This is a genomic window from Tumebacillus lacus (genome assembly GCF_026410385.1).
Taxonomy (GTDB): Bacteria; Bacillota; Bacilli; order Tumebacillales; family Tumebacillaceae; genus Tumebacillus; species Tumebacillus lacus.
This window is the reverse complement of sequence record NZ_JAPMLT010000001.1, coordinates 266755-284860: the sequence shown is the minus strand read 5'-3', so window position 1 is coordinate 284860 and position 18106 is coordinate 266755. Positions and strand designations below refer to the sequence as shown.

The 18106-nt window shown below is 58.5% G+C and carries 20 protein-coding genes; 2 read left to right on the top strand and 18 right to left on the bottom strand.

Translation table 11 applies throughout. The features are described from left to right. Positions 1 to 3: 3 nt before the first annotated feature. Both OS242_RS01535 and OS242_RS01530 read right to left on the bottom strand, forming a co-directional pair. The gene (locus tag OS242_RS01535; protein WP_267149891.1) at positions 4 to 1689 is read right to left on the bottom strand and encodes a DNA repair helicase XPB; all 1686 of its coding nucleotides are present in this window, start codon (positions 1687 to 1689) and stop codon (positions 4 to 6) included. 118 nt (positions 1690 to 1807) lie between these two features. Continuing rightward, positions 1808 to 1987: a hypothetical protein gene (locus tag OS242_RS01530; RefSeq protein WP_267149890.1), complete on the bottom strand. Its 180-nt coding sequence runs from the start codon at positions 1985 to 1987 to the stop codon at positions 1808 to 1810. Positions 1988 to 2205: 218 nt separating this feature from the next. Here OS242_RS01530 and OS242_RS01525 point away from each other — a divergent pair, with 218 nt between their 5' ends. Continuing rightward, on the top strand, positions 2206 to 2523 hold the full coding sequence (locus OS242_RS01525; protein ID WP_267149889.1) for a hypothetical protein: 318 nt from the start codon (positions 2206 to 2208) through the stop codon (positions 2521 to 2523). Between the two features lie 171 nt (positions 2524 to 2694). Here the strand turns inward: OS242_RS01525 and OS242_RS01520 are convergent, their stop codons facing one another. The 11 genes from OS242_RS01520 to fdhF form a co-directional block, all read right to left on the bottom strand. Then, positions 2695 to 3366: a serine/threonine protein kinase gene (locus OS242_RS01520; protein ID WP_267149888.1), complete on the bottom strand. Its 672-nt coding sequence runs from the start codon at positions 3364 to 3366 to the stop codon at positions 2695 to 2697. 63 nt (positions 3367 to 3429) lie between these two features. Next, positions 3430 to 3627, bottom strand: a complete 198-nt coding sequence (locus tag OS242_RS01515) for a hypothetical protein (protein ID WP_267149887.1) — start codon at positions 3625 to 3627, stop codon at positions 3430 to 3432. Between the two features lie 105 nt (positions 3628 to 3732). Then, positions 3733 to 4101, bottom strand: coding sequence for a hypothetical protein (locus OS242_RS01510; RefSeq protein WP_267149886.1), 369 nt, complete (start codon positions 4099 to 4101; stop codon positions 3733 to 3735). Between the two features lie 128 nt (positions 4102 to 4229). After that, the gene (gene asd, locus OS242_RS01505; protein WP_267149885.1) at positions 4230 to 5075 is read right to left on the bottom strand and encodes an archaetidylserine decarboxylase; all 846 of its coding nucleotides are present in this window, start codon (positions 5073 to 5075) and stop codon (positions 4230 to 4232) included. A 74-nt stretch (positions 5076 to 5149) separates the two neighbouring features. Further along, positions 5150 to 6058, bottom strand: coding sequence for a PhzF family phenazine biosynthesis protein (locus OS242_RS01500; RefSeq protein ID WP_267149884.1), 909 nt, complete (start codon positions 6056 to 6058; stop codon positions 5150 to 5152). Positions 6059 to 6154: 96 nt separating this feature from the next. After that, positions 6155 to 6832 (bottom strand): FHA domain-containing protein, encoded by a 678-nt coding sequence (locus OS242_RS01495; protein ID WP_267149883.1) that lies wholly within the window; start codon positions 6830 to 6832, stop codon positions 6155 to 6157. 52 nt (positions 6833 to 6884) lie between these two features. Further along, a complete protein-coding gene (locus tag OS242_RS01490) occupies positions 6885 to 8774 on the bottom strand; it encodes a penicillin-binding transpeptidase domain-containing protein (protein WP_267149882.1) in 1890 nt (629 codons plus the stop codon). Between the two features lie 174 nt (positions 8775 to 8948). After that, positions 8949 to 9089 (bottom strand): hypothetical protein, encoded by a 141-nt coding sequence (locus tag OS242_RS01485; RefSeq protein ID WP_267149881.1) that lies wholly within the window; start codon positions 9087 to 9089, stop codon positions 8949 to 8951. A gap of 14 nt (positions 9090 to 9103) precedes the next feature. Further along, the gene (locus OS242_RS01480; protein ID WP_267149880.1) at positions 9104 to 9328 is read right to left on the bottom strand and encodes a heavy-metal-associated domain-containing protein; all 225 of its coding nucleotides are present in this window, start codon (positions 9326 to 9328) and stop codon (positions 9104 to 9106) included. Further along, entirely contained in the window at positions 9325 to 9804 is a 480-nt protein-coding gene (locus tag OS242_RS01475; protein WP_267149879.1) for a DUF1641 domain-containing protein, read from the bottom strand. The genes OS242_RS01480 and OS242_RS01475 overlap by 4 nt, the downstream gene beginning before the upstream one ends. Then, positions 9779 to 12763 carry a formate dehydrogenase subunit alpha gene (gene fdhF / locus OS242_RS01470; RefSeq protein WP_267150410.1) on the bottom strand — a complete coding sequence of 995 codons (2985 nt, stop codon included), beginning with the start codon at positions 12761 to 12763 and terminating at the stop codon, positions 9779 to 9781. The genes OS242_RS01475 and fdhF overlap by 26 nt, the downstream gene beginning before the upstream one ends. Positions 12764 to 12907: 144 nt before the next feature. Here fdhF and fdhD point away from each other — a divergent pair, with 144 nt between their 5' ends. Then, positions 12908 to 13711, top strand: coding sequence for a formate dehydrogenase accessory sulfurtransferase FdhD (gene fdhD / locus OS242_RS01465; RefSeq protein WP_267149878.1), 804 nt, complete (start codon positions 12908 to 12910; stop codon positions 13709 to 13711). Positions 13712 to 13770: 59 nt separating this feature from the next. Here the strand turns inward: fdhD and OS242_RS01460 are convergent, their stop codons facing one another. The 5 genes from OS242_RS01460 to OS242_RS01440 form a co-directional block, all read right to left on the bottom strand. Beyond that, positions 13771 to 15147: a YheC/YheD family endospore coat-associated protein gene (locus tag OS242_RS01460; protein WP_267149877.1), complete on the bottom strand. Its 1377-nt coding sequence runs from the start codon at positions 15145 to 15147 to the stop codon at positions 13771 to 13773. Further along, complete coding sequence (locus OS242_RS01455; protein ID WP_267149876.1) at positions 15137 to 16402, bottom strand: YheC/YheD family endospore coat-associated protein; 1266 nt, start codon at positions 16400 to 16402, stop codon at positions 15137 to 15139. Before OS242_RS01455 ends, OS242_RS01460 begins: the two co-directional genes overlap by 11 nt. A 102-nt stretch (positions 16403 to 16504) precedes the next feature. Next, entirely contained in the window at positions 16505 to 16951 is a 447-nt protein-coding gene (locus tag OS242_RS01450; protein WP_267149875.1) for an SMI1/KNR4 family protein, read from the bottom strand. Between the two features lie 201 nt (positions 16952 to 17152). Next, on the bottom strand, positions 17153 to 17611 hold the full coding sequence (locus OS242_RS01445; protein ID WP_267149874.1) for an SMI1/KNR4 family protein: 459 nt from the start codon (positions 17609 to 17611) through the stop codon (positions 17153 to 17155). A gap of 27 nt (positions 17612 to 17638) precedes the next feature. Then, positions 17639 to 18094 carry a YrhA family protein gene (locus tag OS242_RS01440; protein WP_267149873.1) on the bottom strand — a complete coding sequence of 152 codons (456 nt, stop codon included), beginning with the start codon at positions 18092 to 18094 and terminating at the stop codon, positions 17639 to 17641. Positions 18095 to 18106: the final 12 nt, after the last annotated feature.

Genomic DNA, 18106 nt, shown 5'->3' with positions numbered 1-18106 from the left:
CGCTTATCCCTCCATATCCAGCACGTGATACGTATAGCCCTGCTCGGTCAAAAACAGCTGTCGGTGCGTCGCCATCTCCCAGTCGACCGTGTCTTTGGAGACGACCGTGTAAAAATGTGATCCGCCGCCGTCCGGTTTGGGCCGCAGGAGACGGCCGATCCGCTGCGCCTCCTCCTGCCGCGAGCCGAACGAGCCGGAGATCTGGATCGCCACGTTGGCGTCGGGCAGGTCGATGGCGACGTTGGCGACTTTGGACACGATCAGCACCGACAGCTCCCCCCGGCGAAACTGGTCATAGAGGCGTTCCCGCTCCGGCATCGGCGTCTTGCCGGTCAACACCGGCGCGCAGAATCGCTCCCCGACCTCGTCGAGCTGTTCGAGATACTGCCCGATGATCAGGATGCGGTCGCCGCGGTGCTTCTCCAAAAGCGACGCGATCACGTCGTATTTGCGCGGGTTGGTGCTGGCGAGCCGGTATTTTTGTTTGGGGAGGGCTTTGGTGTAGCGCACCCGCAGATCGTGCGGCAGGCCGACCGCCACCTCGTAGCAGGTCGTGGGCGCGATATAGCCGCCCTGCTCCATCTCCTTCCACGGCACCTCGTATTTTTTCGGGCCGATCAAAGAAAACACATCGCTCTCCGCCCCGTCTTCGCGCACCAGCGTCGCCGTCAGCCCCAGCCGCCGCGTGCTCTGCACATCGGCGGTCAGGCGAAAGATCGGGGCCGGGAGCAGATGCACCTCGTCATAGACGATCAACCCCCACTTTTCGCCGTTCAGCCGGGCAAAATGCGGGTGCTCCTCTCCCCGGCGGTACGTGAGCATCTGGTAGGTGGTGACGGTGATCGGCTTGATCTCCTTTTTGTCAGCCGAGTACTCGCCGACCCAAGCCGGGTCGAGGTCGGTCTTGTCGAGCAATTCCCGCATCCACTGTCGGGCGGCGACGACATTCGGGGTGAGCACCAGCGTGTGCGCCGACACGGCGGAGATCGCCGCGATGCCGACCACCGTCTTGCCTGCGCCGCACGGGAGCACGACCACGCCGCTGCCACCGTCCGGCCCGTCAGAAAGAAACGCGTCGACGGCCGCCTGCTGGTAGGGCCGGAGCAAAAAGGCGGCTCCGGAACGGGTCTTGTTTTGGAGCGACACCGGTAGCGGCTGCCCGTCGATGTAGCCGACGCGGTCGAGCACCGGATAGCCGTGCGCGGCGAGCAGTCGCTTGACCGCACCGCGGGAGGCGGGCTTACACTCCAGCACGGTGCGCTTGCGGCCGTGCAGATGCTCTTTCAGGCCGTCCAACTGCCGGATCGCATCGAGCATGTCCCTGTCGCCCTGCAAGACGTGACAACCGCCTCCTGACGTCAGCACCAGCGAGCCGTATTTGTTCATCTCCGCCAACACGAGCTGCTGCAGGTCGAGCGGCAGCGGGTAGCGGCTGTACCGATGGAGCACGCCGAGCACATCGGCCGGGGTCTGCCCCGTCGACGCTGCATTCCACAGCGACAGGCGGCTCAGGCGGTAGGTATGAAAGCCTTCCGGGCTTTTGAGCAACTCAGCAAACGTCAGCAGCATCTCCCGGAGCAGCGGGTAGTCAGGATGACCCGCCTCCACCAGCATCGTGCCGTCCGACTGGACGATCAATGGGTTGGGAGACGTGGAAGCGGATTGAGGGGAATGGGATGAGAATGACATGGTGGCACACTCCTTCCATTCATCATTTTTCCAAATTGCTCCGTGATGTATGCGAAATCGAAAAAAAGCTCTGATCGAATGTCGATCAGAGCTTCGGACTTTCCAGCAGGCATTCTCCTTAGCAATCGGTGTTGCTCGGGCCGCCGCCCAAGGACTCGTCATACAGCGTAAAGCCGGGACCGTCATCGTAATCGATGACGAGGTCGCCGATCAACGTGGCAGCCTTCGGGTCAAAGAGGAACAGGATGCCCTCCTCCTCCACCCGCTCATCTTGCGGCGTCGGCTCATCCAGAGCCAACCTGTACTCGGGACCGCCTCAACCAGGGGTGATGCGAACACGCACGCCCAGATCATCCCGGCCGGACTCGGCCAGCATCTGTTCGATGCGCTCCGTGGCATACATGCTGATGTCAATCGAGATCATTCCGTTTCACCTCGCTCCAAGTCATGATAGCATAAGCATGTCCAGATGCGATACAATAAGCGCATACATACAGAAGGAGTTGACAGTCTTCCATGACCTTGACTGAAATCACCGTCGAGCAGGCGGTGGCCGAACTGAACAAACTGAACGGCAAGGATCTCTCCGTTGCCCTCAAAGGCAAAGAAGTCTCCTGCACGTTCCACCTGAAAAACGTCGAAGTCCACATCGAAGAACAGGATCACGAACTGGATGCGGTCCTGATCGCTTCCGACAACGAGGACGACGGCGTCGCGATCGTGCTTCACGACGCACAACGCATCGAATACTCGCTGGAAGCAGCCCGTTACCAACTCGTCGTCACCTACAAAGGCGGCAACCAGATTCAATATTGGATCAGCACCGAGCTTTAATGCCGGTGCTTTTTTTATGTACAAAAAGTACAAAAAGAAGAACTCCGCTTTTTCCACCAAGCGGAGTCTCAAGGAAGTGTTCGAGTTGAAGAAGTGAGTTACCTCTGTATTGTACCACGAAAAACGTAAGTTTGCCTCAGGAAATAGTTTCAAAACGTTTACAGGGGCCGATCAGAAAAACATCCGCTTGATCCGCTCGGCAAAAGCGGCGATGTTGCTTTCACCCTCTGTCGCTTTGTACCATTTGCGAATCGTTTCCAGCACCCAGGACGGCACCGGCATGCCCGGCACGTACATGTCGCGGTAGTAGTCGTAGTACGCCTTTTTCAGCGTCTCCCATCGGGCGCATTCGTCCACCTTGCCATAGTCGGACACGTCGACCAGATAGCCTCGCCCTTCATGGAGCAGCACGTTTTTTAGGTGAATGTCGGCCGGGTTCAGCCCGATGTCGCGGGCATACCCGATCGCCGTATCGACATCGTGGATCACCTGCTCCGGGATCTCCGTGCCTTGGAGCAGGCAGTCATATAAGTTGCGTCCGGGGCGAAACTGGATCACGAGATAGTTGTCGCCCCGCCCGTAATATTTGGGAAAATAGTCGGACTGTCCGAGTTGCTCATAGATGCCCGCTTCCTGCGTTGCGATGTGCTCGAACGTTTCGGCAAACACTTTGACCGCCAGTTCCGGATGGTCTTTGGGTTGAAAGACGGCGGCTGAGTTGCCGACGCCGATCACCCGCCACGAGTCCGGGTGGGAGATAACATGAACCGGGTCGCGCGGGTTCACCGAACGCACGCGCACCCCTTTGATCCATTCGTTCAGTTGTTCGGCCGATAGTTCCATCAAGGATTCCCTCTTCCGCTGGAGTCTTTACAAGATCGTATACGGAAGAGCGCGGCATGCGTTTCACTTGCGCCGCAGGATGCAAGGCACGCCGAATCCGATGGCGCCAGGCTGGCTCATCTTCTCCATGTACGCTTGCCCGCGAGCGCAGACGCTCGGGCATTTCAAACAGACATCGACCGTCACAATCGGCATCTGCTGTTGCCGCTGCCCATCCAGTACAACCTTTTTCTTTTTTGCTGCCGGTTTTTTCCCTGCCATCGCACCCCTCACCTTTCCCGCTGTCTGACATCCCTTTTTGCTGAGATATCGTATGCAGGCGTCTGTCACGACGCGACAGGCAAGGAGAAGGAAACCGACAGATTTTTAACGTTTGTTCAGCATGTTGACCAATTGCTCGGTCATGCCGGCAGACAGTTGGGTAAACAGCGTGGAGGAGCCTTTTTCAAAGACGCCGCTGCGGTTGTAGATCCGCATCTTCATCGCCACGATCTTGTAGGTCATGCCGCCGAACTGGCGGGTGACGTTCGTGTCGCCGTACGTTTCGACCACGTCGTCAAACCCGTCTTCGTCCCGCGAGATGACCCCGAGGATGTCGTCGAGCAGGATGTGATAGGAGATGTCGTCGCGCAGCAAGATAAATTCTTTGTCGGTGAGGCGATACCCGGTACCTCGACGGATCTCTGTCCGTTTGAGCTCTCCGGACAGCGGCTTGACATTGATAAACCGATTCATGTACCAGACTCCTCTCTGCACCGTCTTTCAACTGATAAAAGACTGCAATTTTTTTAGTATATGCCCATCATACTCCGACCCATGCCAAAAAGAAAGAAGCCGACCTTACAGTCGGCTCCTCTCTCTGCTTATTTGGCCACGATATGACCGAGCGCCTCGCCCATGCGGACGACAGCTTCCGGTTTCAGACGCTCCTCCAGTTCGACGCGGCCCGGCTCAAAGAGCAGAATGATCGTCGAGCCAAATTCGAAGCGGCCGACCTCGTCCCCTTTGCCGTACACCGGTCCGTTTTCCAGTTCCTGATGCTGGAGGCGGCCGCCTTTGATGTTCGTGCCGGCCTTGACATCGTACTCCACTTTGACCGAGCCGACGATGGTCGCGCCGACTTTCACCAGCGCCACTTCGCCCGCTTCCGTGTCAAAATAAGTGATCAGGCGTTCGTTTTTGGCAAACAGGCCCTGCACCGCCCGGACACCGAACGGGTTGACCGGGAACAAGGTGCCCGGCACGTAGGTGTAGGCGGTGACGCGACCGGCCAGCGGCGTGTGGATGCGATGGTAGTCGGTCGGGCTCAAATAGACGGTGAGGAACGTGCCGCCGTCATAACGGCGCGCCCGCTCGGTATCGCCGCCGAGCAGGTCGGAGACGGTGTAGGAAGTGCCCTTCGCTTGCACGATCTGCCCTTCGCGGATCGGCCCGACCTGCGACACTTTGCCGTCGACAGGCGAGACCACGCTGGTCAGCCGTTCGTCGACAGGTCGCAAGCCCGGCTTGAGGCGGCGAATGAAGAACTCGACGAGGTTGGGATACTCCGCGATGCTCTTCTCCGCCTCGGCGACGTTGATGTCGAATTTTTTTACATAGCCGGGGATAAAGCCCCGTGAGATCGAACTTTTCGCAAAGCTCCCGGCGAGGCGGGAGATCGTATTTTTCGGAATGAGGTTCATTAAAGCAAGCTGCACGCGATCGTTCATCTGTTCCTCCGCTGTCGACTGGTTTATCCTGTATCATTAGCAGATTACAGCATTCTAGCCAAAACGTAAAGGAATCAGAACGACATCGTGCCTTGAAAGACCGGTCGCGCCCCCCCGCCGACACGGGCGGTGCGCGGGCTGCGCGGCTCGCCGTCCAGTTCGACATGGATGAAACTCGGGCGGTCGCATTCAAAACCCTGCTCGACGATCAGCCGCACCTGTTCCCGCTCCGGCGTGAGCACGCCGTGCTGGAGCAAAAAGGCGGCCAGTGCGCCGTTGGCCGTGCCGGATGCCGGGTCCTCCGGGATGCCGACTGCCGGGGAGAAGTTTCGCGTATGCAGGTGCGAAGTCGGCTCCACCGTCTCAAAGGAATAGCAATGCGTGCTGGTCACGCCGAGTCGCCGGTTGCTGGCCGCAATCGCGTCGAGATCGGGACGCATCCGCTGAAAAGCATCCAGCGTGCGGATCGGGATCATCAGATCCCACAGCCCGGTGTAGGCCAGCCCCAGCGGCCGTTCCGGGTCGAGGTCCGACTCGTCGAGCCCGAGCAGCGTCGCCGCCTCCGCCCGTGTCAGGTCGCACGGGCGAAACTGCGGCGCGGCCTGCGTCACCACCACCTGTAGCCTCTCTTCGGCGTCGCGGGAGAGCATGACCGGCAACAGTCCGGCCTTGGTCTCGATGATCACCGTGCGCGGCAGTTCGCCGCCAAAGCGCTGTTCCAGCCCGAGCGCGGCAAACGCCGAGATCGTGGCATGTCCGCACAGATCGACCTCTTCCTGCGGGGTGAAATAGCGGACGCGCAGGTCGGCGTTCGGCACCTCGCTCGACAGGACAAACGCAGTCTCCGTACAGTTCATCTCGCGGGCGATCTGTTGCATCTCCCGCTCGGTCAACCCGTCCGCATCGGCCACGACACCGGCCGGATTGCCGCCGAACGGAAGGTGTGTAAAGGCGTTGACTTGATAGATTCGGATTTGCGTCATTGTTGCGAATCCTCCTTAATGCTGTCTCCGATTTACTAAATAACTATTTCGTGCCCCTTTACAAAATCACCTTCCTGAGTAAAAGAAAAGGCCCCCTTATCGGGAGCCCGTTCGTTCAAACAGAAAGCCTTGGCCGCGGATCGTTTGGATCTGATAGCCGCTGTCTTGCATCTTTTTGCGCAGGCGGTAGACGAGCGAACTGAGCTCGTCGGTGCCGACGTCCGGCACGCCGCCTTCCTCCACGGCGCGCTCCGGCCAGACGGCCCGCTTGATCGCCTCCAGAGATACCAGCGCTTCCTCCCTCTCCTGCAGCGTCACCAGCAGCCGCCATTCCTTGTCGGACATGGGGATCGGCTCGCCGTTCACATAGCAAAGCCGCCGGTCGCGGTCGATGCGCAGCCCCTCCGCCGGGAGGGTCAGCGGTTCGAGTTCCAACGTCTGGTCGGCAAACGTGTGCGAAAACCGCAGCACGATCATGCCGCCGGCCAGCCGGATCACATCGGACGTGCGCAACGGAAACGGTGTAAACGGCGCGACGATCTCGCCGCTGACCTCCGTCCCGTGCTTGCTGCCAAGGTCATAGAGCAACACCCGGCCGCCCTCGCGCCGGATCGCCGCATGTCGACGGGAGATGTACGCGTTGGCAAACGGGATGTCGGGCACCGCCTGCTGGGCGGGGCGGCCGATCACCGTTTCATCCGCTTCGAGGAAGAGGCAAGCGCCCGGTTGATAGGGCTCTCCTTTTTCTACATACAGACAAGCGAATGGTTCCACGTGTCTCTGATCTCCTCTCTCGCTGTTCACTTTCTCCCATCATACTGAAAACTCAGCGATCCAACAACCGCGTTTGATAGAGACGGCGGATCTTGGGCGCCAGATAGTGACTGCCGCCTTTGTTTTGCACCTGTTCGATCATCATCACGACGAGCAACTGCGGATGCTCCGCGTCAAAGGCGACAAACCAGCCGTATTCGGTACCGGTCTTGCCCTGCTCAGACTTGAGTTCGGCGGTGCCGGTCTTGCCCGCCAGTTTCAAACCGTTGATTCGGGCAGCGTGTCCGGTGCCCGCCGGGTGCTCGATCACCTGGATCAGATCGCGGGCGACGGTGTCGGCGCTCTCCGCGGAGAACGCGTTTTGCTTCCAGATCCGTCCGGTGGACTCCCCTTCTTTGTCGAGCAGTTCCGGAGCGAGCAGACTGCCTTTGTTAAGAAAAGCGGTATAGGTGACGGCGACATGTAGCGGACTCATCAACACCTCACCTTGGCCGTAGCCGGAGTCGGCGAGCTGGATCTCGTTTTTGATGCCGTCGTTCGCCAGCGTCGAAGGATCGATCGGGTAGGGCAAAGGCAATTTTTCGCCAAAGCCGAATCGAGTCGCCGCTGCGGTAAACGTGCTCTCCCCCATCGCCAGCGCTGCTTTTGCAAAGTAGATGTTGTCGGAGGTGAGCAGCGCTTTTTCCAGATCGACCTCGGAGTACCGCTCGGAGACTCGGGTTACCCGGTAGTTGCCCCACGAGGCGTCCTTTTGCCAGTGGAGCCCTTTGATCGTGAACGTCTGCTCCGGCGTGATCGCCCGGTCATCCAACGCGAGGGCGGCTGTGACCGGCTTGAACGCGGAGCCCGGCGAGTAGAGGCTGGCGAAGCGGTTGAGGAACGGGCGATGCGGGTCTTCGTTCCACCGCTTCCACAGTTCCTCGCTCACGCCGCGCACCATCTCGTTTGGATCGTAAGACGGCGCACTGACGAGAGCCAGCACCTCGCCGGTCATCGGATGGAGGGCGGCCACCCCGCCGACGTCCGTTTTGATCTGCTCATAGGCGGATGTTTGCAGATCGGCGTCGAGCGTCAGTTTGATCGTCTCCCCGTTTTTCGCTTCTTTTTTGACGATGACCATCTTTTCGTTGCCTGCGCGGTCGTGGATCGTGAGGACCGCGCCGTTTGTGCCGTGCAGTTTGTCTTCATAAAGGACTTCGAGCCCCGTTTTGCCGACCCCGTCGCTGATATAGCCGACAAGGTGAGCGGCCGCTTCCGAGAGCGGGTAGAAGCGCACCTTTTTGACCTGCGACGTCACGCCGGGGATGTCGTAGAGGCCCGCGAGGCGCGTATCGTTTTTCGGCAAGACGGTAATCGGGACAAAATAGTCCGGTTGCACCCACGGTGCTTTGAGCTTTTGGTTGATGTGCGATTCGCTGACTCGCAACTGTTTCGCGAGCGTGGCGACCGAAGCAGCACCCAGTTTTGCCGGGACGAGGCCGATCTCGACCTGCTCTGCATTGACAGCCAACCCCTTGCCGTTGCGGTCGAGGATCTCGCCCCGGTCGGCGGTGAGCGTTTGAACGCGGATCGTATCGCCCTCGCTCAGTTCCGGGTGGAGGTAGCCCGGATGCCAATTGACTCCCCATCTGCGGCCTTCGCGTGTCGCGACGCCTTTTTGGTCGTACTCGACGTGCCCCGCCACCGTGTCCATCCGCAGGCGGAAGTGAAACTCTTGCGACGGCCCTTTACGCCTCTCCCTTCCTTCTTTTTGGCGACCGACAGTCAGACGGGCCGCTTCGATCCCTTCATAGATCGCCTGATGCCGCTTGACAAATTCCTCTTCTGTGATCGTTCCTTTGGCATCCTCGGACAGATAGCCGTACATCGCGGCATAGTCCTTCTGCTGCCACGCTTGCATAAATCCATCGATTGCCGCTTCCGGCGACGCCGTCTTCCCCATGGCAAACAAGCCCCCGGCCACGGCCAAAAGCACGACACATCCCGTGAGGACCCACGTTTTCAGTTTCTTTTTCATGGAGTCAGTGTACGGCCGATTGGCTCCATTTACCATGACAACAAGCTCAGATTTTTATGAGAGAAAGGAAAAAGAGAACGGCCGGCAGGCCGTTCTCTTCTACATGCCGATCTCCTCCGCGCCGCTCTCCTTCCGGTCTTTTCGGCATGACGCGCAGACGTGGAGCGTCTCGGCCATCAGTTCGCTCGTCTCCATCGTCTCGTCTTCGATCTGTCCGCACACTTCGCAGAGATTGGCCATGCGGGTCCCTCCTCTCAGAGATTCGGTTCGCCGTCGACGACGCCGTAGCCGCGATCCAGCACCGCCGTTTTAAAGTCTTCGTATCGGGCCGCCCGCTCGTCGTAGGAAAAGGTGACCTCCGCTCTGTCCGGCCAGATCGCGACTTCCTGGATGCCCCAGACGCCGCGGATCGCCGCTTCCACCCGCTCCACGTCTTCTTTTGCGGTCATGCCTTGAATCTGAATCTTTCGCGTCGTCATGCTCTCAATCCCTTTCCCATGCCGCGCAGGAAATTCATCATCACGCCAAGCGAAGTCTGCACTTCGGGGTCACGCATCGATTTGAACAGACCCATCATCCCGAGGTGTGTGTGCTCTTCCTTCGCTTCCGACGCCTCGTCGACGCCTGTCGCCACCGCGCCGAGCAAGGTCTCCAGTTTCGCCGGGTCGAGCCGGCTCAGAAACTGCACCGCGCCCATGCCGTTTTTGATGATCCGTTGCGCACCCGATTTGTTCAGTTGGTGCAGACCGATCAGGCCGATCTTGTGACGGTTGGTCAAAAAGCCTTGCGCCATCTCCAACAGGCCCGCCTGATGCAGTTGGTTCACCACGTCGATCAGGATCAGCAGCGCTTCTTTGTTCGCGGCGGCTGCCGTCAGGATCTCTTGGATCGCCTGCGCTTGCTCCTCTTCCGCGTTCGGCACCCGTTTCTCAATGTGTGTGATGGCCTTTGCCATGTGTGTCACCTCCGTCGATCACCTGGGAGATCGGGATGTAGTCATCACGCTTCCACTTTTCCTCCACCCGCACCCCGATCTGCGGCGTGCGATGGCCGAAGCGATGGTTCCACGTCGGCAGAGGCTTGGGCCCTTTGTCTTCCAAGACCTCCATCTTCACGCTCATCTCCTTGTAGTTCGGCGTGTGCGTGATCTTGTCGTGGTAGGAGGAGGTCAGGCGGTTGATCGCCGCCTCCGGGTCACGGGTATTCATCGTCAGGTACAACTCTTTGCCCTGTACCGTGTCGGTGACTTCCACGCGCACTTTGACGTGACCGTACGGCGAGGTCAGCCGCACCAGCGAACCGGATTCCAACCCCCGCTCTTTGGCCAGTTCGGTCGAGACCTCCAGCCATTCGCGGGGTACTTTGTGGGTGAGCCCTTCCGATCTGTACGTCATGTTGCCTTCGTGGAAATGTTCCAGCAGGCGGCCGTTGTTCAAGTGCAGATCGTACTCCTCGCCCGGATGGAACGGTTGGGTCCACTCCACCGGGAACAGGCGGGCCTTGCCGTCCGGGAAGGCAAATCGCTCTTTGTAGAGCAGCGGCGTGTCACTCCCGTCCGCCGCCACCGGCCAGAGCAGACTCTGCCACCCTTCCAGCCGCTCGTAGGTCACACCGGCGAAGATCGGCGCGAGGCTGGCCGCTTCCGCCATCAACTCGCTCGGGTGCCGGTAGTTCCAAGCTGCGCCCATGCGGTTGGCGACCAGTTGGAGGATCTCCCAGTCCGGCTTGGAGTCGCCGAGCGGCTGGAGTGCTTGGTAAAAGCGTTGGACGCGCCGTTCCGTGTTGGTGAACGTGCCGTCCTTTTCCAGGCTCGGAGCGGCGGGCAGCACCACGTCCGCGTACTGCGCGGTACGGGTGAAAAAGAGATCCTGCACCACGAAGAACTCCAATTGTTCAAAGGAATGCTCCACATGGTTCGAATTGGAGTCGACGAGTGCCATCTCTTCGCCAAACAGATACATCGCCTTCAGCTTGCCTTTGGTGATCGCTTCGACCATCTGGTGGTTGTTCAGGCCGGGCTGCTCCGGCAATTTCACGCCCCACGCCCGTTCGTATTTGGCGCGCACTTTTTCGTCCTGCACCGCCTCGTAGCCCGGCATCCACGCCGGCATCGTGCCAAAGTCGCACGCGCCCTGCACGTTGTTGTGCCCGCGCAACGGATAGGCTCCGGCGTTGGGTCGGCCAAAGTTGCCGGTGACGAGCAGCAGATTGGCAATCGCCGTCGAGGTGTCGGTGCCGCCCATATGCTGAGTGACGCCCATCGCCCACAGAATGCACGTGCCGTCCGCCTCGTGGATCATCGCGGCGATCTGAATCAACTGCTCGCGTGCGATCCCTGTCCTCTCCGCCGCGTAGTCGAGGGTGTAGCGTTCGAGCGACGCCACATACTCCTCCCAGCCGTTGACGCGGTCGCGGAGAAACGCTTGATCGTGCCAGCCTTGGTCGATGATGTACTTCGTCACCGCCGACATCCAGATCAGGTCGGTGCCAGGGGTCGGATGAATGTACAGGTCGGCCCGCTCACCGAGTTCATGACGGCGCAGATCGAAGACGATCAGCTTTTGGTCGCGCAGTTTGTGCGCCCGCTTGACGCGGGTGGCCAGCACGGGATGCGACTCGGCCGGATTGGCCCCGACGACGATCACGAGGCCCGCCGAGGCGATGTCGTGAATCGTGCCCGCGTCACCGCCGATCCCGACGGTGCGCATCAGGCCCGCGGTCGCCGGAGATTGGCAGTAGCGCGAACAGTTGTCTACGTTGTTCGTTCCGATCACCGCCCTGGCAAATTTTTGGGCGATGTAGTTTTCTTCGTTGCTGCACTTCGAAGAGGCGATCACCCCGATGGAGTCCGGGCCGTATTTCTGCTTGATCTCGCCCAGTTTGGAGGCGATCAGGTCGAGCGCTTCGTCCCACGTGGCTTCGACAAATCTGTCCCCTTTGCGGATCAACGGATGTGTCAGCCGCTCCTCGCTGTTCACAAAGTCCCAGCCAAATTTGCCTTTGACGCAGGTGGAGATCGAGTTGACCGGCGCTTCCGCCTGCGGTTCGATCTTGAGGATCTTGCGCCCTTTCGTCCAGACCTCAAAGGAGCAGCCGACCCCGCAGTAGGTGCAGACCGTTTTCGTGCGCTTGATCCGGGAGGTGCGCATCGCCGCCTCCACCTCGGAGATCGCAAAGATCTCCTGATAACCCGGCTCCACCGCTTTGGTCAAATCGATCATCGGCAGGAGCATGTCATTCGGGATGTCGGTGAGATAGCCCGCTTCGCCGAGCATCGTTTTTTCCATCAAGGCGTTGCACGGGCAGACGGTCACGCAATGCCCGCAGGAGACGCAGGAAGACTGGTCGATGGGCGCACCGCCGTCCCACAGGACGCGCGGGTGTTCCATGCTCCAGTCGATAGTGAGCGTCTCGTTGACCTGCAGGTCTTGGCAGGCTTCCACGCAACGGCCGCAGAGGATGCATTGATCCGGCTCGTAGCGGTAGAACGGATGCGTGGTGTCGGGCGGGTACGGCTTGGGTTGAAATTCATATTTTTGGTGCTCGACTTGCAGATATTCGGCCGTGTTGTGCAACGTGCAGTTGCCGTTGTTGTTGTCACAGACGGTGCAGTACAGCTCGTGATTTTTTAAAAGGCGCTGCATCGCTTCGAGCTGCGCCGCCTTGGCCCGCTCAGACACGCTGTTGATCACGTCGCCCGGACGCGCTTTCGTCGAGCAGGACCGCACCAGTTCGCCGTTCACCTCGACCAAGCACGTGTCACAGGACTGGATCGGACCGAGGGCGTTGTGATAGCAGACGTGCGGCAGGTAATAATCTTGGGACTCGGCGATCTCGAGGATGCTCTGCCCCTCTGAGAAAGGAAAGTCCTTGTCATTCATGCGGATCGTGGATTTCGGGTACTGGTCGTTCATCATGAGTCGGGGTCACCACCTGATGTTGTACGGGATAGCGGTCTTTGGTAGTATGACCTGCCCGGATGGGAAGATTCACAGGTTTTGACAATCCCGGCAGGTGCAGTAGAATGGAGAGTACACAGAGGAAAGGCGGTGCCCTCGTTGCAACCGGTCGTGAAAACGCGCAAGATCCTCTCCTATCACAACGGCGCACTGCTGGAGGTGCAAGACCGGATCGTGACCGAGTACCCCGTCACGATCTATTTAAACAGCGAAGAATTTGCCACGATGGTCTGCACGCCTGAGCATCTCGAGGAAATGGTGATCGGCTTTTTGGCGTCGGAGGGTGTCGTGCGGAGATATGAGGATATCAAGAGCGTGACATTGGATGAAAACCAAGGGCTCGCGTACGTCGAGACGGAACAAGTGGTGAAATTAAACCATCAACTCTATTCCAAACGGTATATCACCTCCTGCTGCGGAAAGAGCAGGCAAAGTTTTTATTTTTACAACGATGCCCGGACGGCGAAAACGATCACGTCGCGGAATGTGACGGTCTCCCCGGAGGACTGTTTGGCACTGATGCGCCAGATGCAGGACGGTGCGACAGTCTTTCAGGAGACGGGCGGCGTGCACAATGCGGCGCTGTGCGACAGTCAAGGCGTGTTGCTGACGAGGACGGATATCGGGCGGCACAACGCCTTGGACAAGATCTACGGCCATTGCCTGCAAAACGGCATCCCCGTCGACGACAAGATCATCGTCTTCAGCGGCCGCATCTCGTCGGAAGTGCTCCTCAAAGTCGCCAAGATCGGCTGCGAAGTCGTGCTCTCCAAATCGGCTCCGACCGAATTGGCCCTGGAGATGGCGGATGAACTGGGCATCACGGCGGTCGGGTTTATCCGAGGCGGATCGTTGAACGTGTACACGCACCCGGAGCGGATAATGGTGCGGGAGTTGGAGTAAGTGAAATCATAAAAAATCCCGGTTCTCTGAATTTCATGGAGAACCGGGATTTTTACGTTTCAATTCGACCTCGTCAAAAACTCACAATAATGCAACAGCCGCATCAACGATTTGGCGCGAATGTAGGGTTCATCAAATTTCATCGGCTTGGCATTGGCTTCGAAAAACCACAGCTTGCCGTCGCTGGCGAGCCCGATGTCCATCGACATCTCACCGATCAGCCCGCCGTCGCGAGTGGCGGCCCGCTCGATCGTCTCCGCGAGCCGAAGTGCCGTCTGCTTGACCTTGTTCCCCACCTCGTCGCCCTTCTGGCGGCCAAAGCTCGCGCGGAGCAGCTTATCCGCCTTCTCGATCTGCCCCCCGTTCGGGACGTGGGTGGTGATCCCGTCCGCATCGGCGATCCGAGCCCCCATGCCGGTCACCTGCCAGTTGCCGTAGCGATTTTTCTGCAAAAGCAACCGCAGATCGAAGTGCCGCCCGGCATGCGAGGTCAGGTAAATGCCCTGCTGGAGCAAATAGTCCCTCCCCCGCGTCCGACTCCAGACCGCGTCGGCTGCGTCTTGGCGATTTTTGTGCGTCGTGTGCGAGCGTTTGCCGTTGTTTTGGTAGGTGACTCGGAAGCGCTCTCCTTCGCGGCGGACTTGAATGATGCCGTCGCCCGCTTTGCCGTCGACAGGCTTTACGTATAGCAGTTCATGCTGTCTCACCCAGCGGCGCAGTTGGTCGTGGCTCTCCAATGGTGCCGTGCGCGGCAGGTAGGGCGCGGTCTCCTGGTCGTCTTGGAGCCAGCGGTAGAGATCGGCTTTGTTGAAAAATCCGTTGTTAAAGAGAGGGATGCCCCGCTCGGCCAGCCACTTTTTCGCCCGCACCACGTCCGCCCGCGCCTCCGATTCGCGGTCCGGCACGCGGTTGTAGACGACTGACGGCAACGGGAGCACCACCTGCCGCCATTTCGTGCCGGTCGCTCCTTTGCGCGGTCCGGCATGGATGTAGCCGAGGACCGAGTCGCCGCCTTTGGCGAGACCCTCGGGGGTAAAGACCGCGACGGTCAACCCGAGCCGCTTGCCCATTTTGGCGATGTCGCGAAAATTGGCGCGGTTGCCGCGAAACGTCGTCGCTCCCGGGCGTTTGACCGTCAAGATGCCGATGATCGGACCAAGCACGATGCCCTGTTTGTTTTTCGAGACTCGAACCGGGAGCAGGGTGTCCTCCGCGTGAACAGCCGTCCGCCACGTCGGAACGACGGGCAAGATCACCGGCGATCCGTGCGGGCTCAGGCGCACGCGCAGCCGCTTGTGATACGGGAGCCGCATCTCGCGGCGGGCCGTCTCGGAGATGGAGAGATACCAGTGCCGCGCCGGGTCTTTGGCGGCGTGTGCGGGGCCACCGTCCGGGTGGGCCCGCACGCCGATGTGGATGATGTCCTTACGGTTCATCCTCTTCCTCCTTTCCGGTCAGGGGGGGCTGTGCGGGCGAGACTCCGCCCGTCATCGGCCGTCCGATCAGATAGGCCGCATACTCGACGATGCGGCTGGCCGAACGCCGCCCTGCCTCCTTGAGATCCCGATGGCGGAAGATGGCGCGGCCGGGCTTGGCATTGCCTTCGAACACCCACACCCGCCCTTGCTCATCGAGGCCGACATCGAGGCCGAACTCCGCCGTCGGCCCTTTGAGATGGCCTTCGAGGACTTGGCAGATGCGCACCGACGCCTCGATCATTTTTTCCCGCATCTGGGAGGCGTTCTCGCCGTACCATGCTCGCAGGACGTCATCTCCCGCGATCACCCGGCCGCCGTTGTGCACGTGCGTGGTGACGGCCGCCTTGCCCGCCACCTTGCCGCCGATGCCGCATGCCTCCCAGCGCCCCTGGCCGTTTTTGTGCATGTGCATGCGGAAATCGGTCAAACTGCCTTGGTAGCGCATCAGCCGGATGCCTTGCTGCATGATGTAGGTGGAGCGCGGGTTGTTCTTTTTCACGAAGAGATCGAGCTGCGTCGCGCTGTAGAACAGCCGGGTGACGTGCTCCTTCCCCCGCTTGTAGCGCACGCTGTAGCGATCGCCGGTGCGTTCCACGCGGTAGATCCCCATGCCAAGACTCCCCCCGGCAGGTTTGAGAAAGACGAGATCGTGCGTGCGGGTAAATTTGTCCAGACCCTCCGCCGTCGTCAGCCGTTGCGTCGCGGGGGTCAAATCTTTGGAACGCGGATCGCCGAGCAGCCAGCCGTACATCTCGCGTTTGCTCAGAAACCGCTCGTTGAAGAGCGGGATGCTGTTTTGTTCAAAATATTTTTTGGCGGCCATCACCGCCGGAGCCCCTTCCGCCTTGCGGTGCGGGGCGCGGTTATAGACGACATCCGGCAGCGGAAACCGGTAAAACCGCCACCGCTCCCGACCGGGCGGACCGACCAGCGTCACCCCGCGGATCGTCTTGCCCGCGCGGTCGATGTCGCTCGCGTTGAAGATGTAACAGAGCGCGTTCCACCTGCGAGCCGCCCGCACAAAGTCGCCCAACAGCCCCGTGCGACCGCCGACCGGGCGCTGTCCGTCCTGCCGCACCCCCGTCGTCAAGATGCCGATCACCGGACGCCCCTCCTGCAGGCCCCACTCGCGCAGTCTCGCGCGCGGAACAGACAATGTCAGGGAGTTGTGCGATTTGCGAAGCGAGGATTGAGGCCGGTTCAATTGATCCACAAAGGTGCCCTCCCTTTGGTCGTGATTGTGTATGATATGCAGGATGGGTTGTGGCGGTCTCTGTTAGATGGGAAAAAGCCAAGGCATGGCGCCTTGGCTTTTTTACATTTCTTCCTCCCAGTTTTCCTTCGCTTCCACGAGTCTGGTCACGAAGAAATCATGAAAATGGTCTGCTCGTTTCCCACTGAACCCTGCTATTCGATCCCAAGAGATGACCGGACATTCGGTGTCTGAAAAATCTCGAGTATCAAGGCAATAGTAAAATTCATCGCAATCCTCAATGACAATGAACGCTTCGGGTAGTCCGTACTGACGAAGGCGTTCCGTGTAAGAAATCACAGAGGGAATGGTTGATTTCCCACAACCAAGAATATCTACGCCAAACAACCCTCCAGAGCCAAAGTTCCTCAGAAACCATTTGTAACTCTCAGGGAAACGCACACCTAATTCTTCTTCAATACTTTTTATATGCTCATCCGGAATACCACCAGTAAAGTCGGTATCATCTGCGTTTTTCTGGATAAAGGTCTTCAACTCAAGGCTGTTCACTGCCTACACCATCTCCCCAATCATTGACACAAATTCCAAAATCGACAACCTCGAATGTTATAATTCCGTCTTGGTCTATTCACATCGGATTGTCAGGATATTCTTCAAAATATTTTTCAATCAAAGCCGTAATCGGGCCAACTCTTTCCTCACTATACAACAAGTCACTAAGGTGCCGAATGTCATGATTCATAGGCTGGTTCACCTTTTTGCGTCATCTGTATCGTCGTACAATCGTTCCAAAAATTCATAAATATCGCGAGCAAGTAAATACATATTGGTCATATCATCAGGCTCATCCGATTCTTGCTCATGATCCCAGAAGTAAATTTGCTCATAGTACGGCTCTTTGGTTCCTACACAAATGACGTTTCCGCCTGGGTCATCTCCGATCGGTATGAAGCCGGTTGGCAATCTGTCTTCGTAGATATCCATGACCTTTTCTAAGTTATCATACATGTCGCCGATTCCATTTAATACGTTGAGGACACTTGTGCCTTGTTCATCCGAGATTTTAAAAACGTTCAGTTCAGGATATCCACCATTCCATTGGAGCAAGAACGTTTTGTATTTCAATGGTAAAATCACGCCCTGAACGGCTTCGAATTGCTCGACCTGCTCCAACGAAAGTTTTTCATGAGAGTTCCCGATCTTCGCCATCCTACACACCCCCCGTTATAGTGATGACTATTGAAGACTTGTTTTGAGTGCTTCCTCCAACATAGTGTCAAAGGCGACGAATGTATTCATTACAGTACCAGAAGGCTTATCCAGTTCTACAAACACTCGATTCATTCTGTCATAGCAGTACCAAGCCGAATCCGAATCCCCGAAAAACACGTACTGCTGCTGCCATTCGTTCTCATACCAAAGCTCATTCATTTCAATAAATCCCTGAACTTCATCATCCGTTTCCGGTTCCTGCAATTCACGATCAACCCCGTACAGCACCAATCCATTAAAATCCAGCCCATTTACGAGTTTGAGGAACTCGATGTATCGATCCGACACCTCAAAATGGCGGAACTTCAACTCGAACTCCTGTTTCATCTTCGTTAATTCCTGAATCTTTGCAGGTTTACGAAGAGCCCCGCCATACCTCTCTTCAATTTTCTGAATCTCTGACAAGAATAGTTCCCACACTATGAATTCCTC

Bases quoted from the DNA above. Each gene is read 5' to 3' on its own strand.
- asd (WP_267149885.1), bottom strand. From the start codon at position 5,075: ATGAACGATCGCGTGCAGCTTGCTTTAATGAACCTCATTCCGAAAAAT.
- OS242_RS01520 (WP_267149888.1), bottom strand. From the start codon at position 3,366: ATGGAACTATCGGCCGAACAACTGAACGAATGGATCAAAGGGGTGCGC.
- OS242_RS01485 (WP_267149881.1), bottom strand. From the start codon at position 9,089: ATGGCCAATCTCTGCGAAGTGTGCGGACAGATCGAAGACGAGACGATG.
- OS242_RS01525 (WP_267149889.1), top strand. From the start codon at position 2,206: ATGACCTTGACTGAAATCACCGTCGAGCAGGCGGTGGCCGAACTGAAC.
- OS242_RS01535 (WP_267149891.1), bottom strand. From the start codon at position 1,689: ATGTCATTCTCATCCCATTCCCCTCAATCCGCTTCCACGTCTCCCAAC.
- OS242_RS01490 (WP_267149882.1), bottom strand. From the start codon at position 8,774: ATGGGGAAGACGGCGTCGCCGGAAGCGGCAATCGATGGATTTATGCAA.
- OS242_RS01460 (WP_267149877.1), bottom strand. From the start codon at position 15,147: ATGAACCGTAAGGACATCATCCACATCGGCGTGCGGGCCCACCCGGAC.
- OS242_RS01445 (WP_267149874.1), bottom strand. From the start codon at position 17,611: ATGGCGAAGATCGGGAACTCTCATGAAAAACTTTCGTTGGAGCAGGTC.
- OS242_RS01480 (WP_267149880.1), bottom strand. From the start codon at position 9,328: ATGACGACGCGAAAGATTCAGATTCAAGGCATGACCGCAAAAGAAGAC.
- OS242_RS01515 (WP_267149887.1), bottom strand. From the start codon at position 3,627: ATGGCAGGGAAAAAACCGGCAGCAAAAAAGAAAAAGGTTGTACTGGAT.
- OS242_RS01510 (WP_267149886.1), bottom strand. From the start codon at position 4,101: ATGAATCGGTTTATCAATGTCAAGCCGCTGTCCGGAGAGCTCAAACGG.
- OS242_RS01475 (WP_267149879.1), bottom strand. From the start codon at position 9,804: ATGGCAAAGGCCATCACACACATTGAGAAACGGGTGCCGAACGCGGAA.
- OS242_RS01500 (WP_267149884.1), bottom strand. From the start codon at position 6,058: ATGACGCAAATCCGAATCTATCAAGTCAACGCCTTTACACACCTTCCG.
- fdhF (WP_267150410.1), bottom strand. From the start codon at position 12,763: ATGAACGACCAGTACCCGAAATCCACGATCCGCATGAATGACAAGGAC.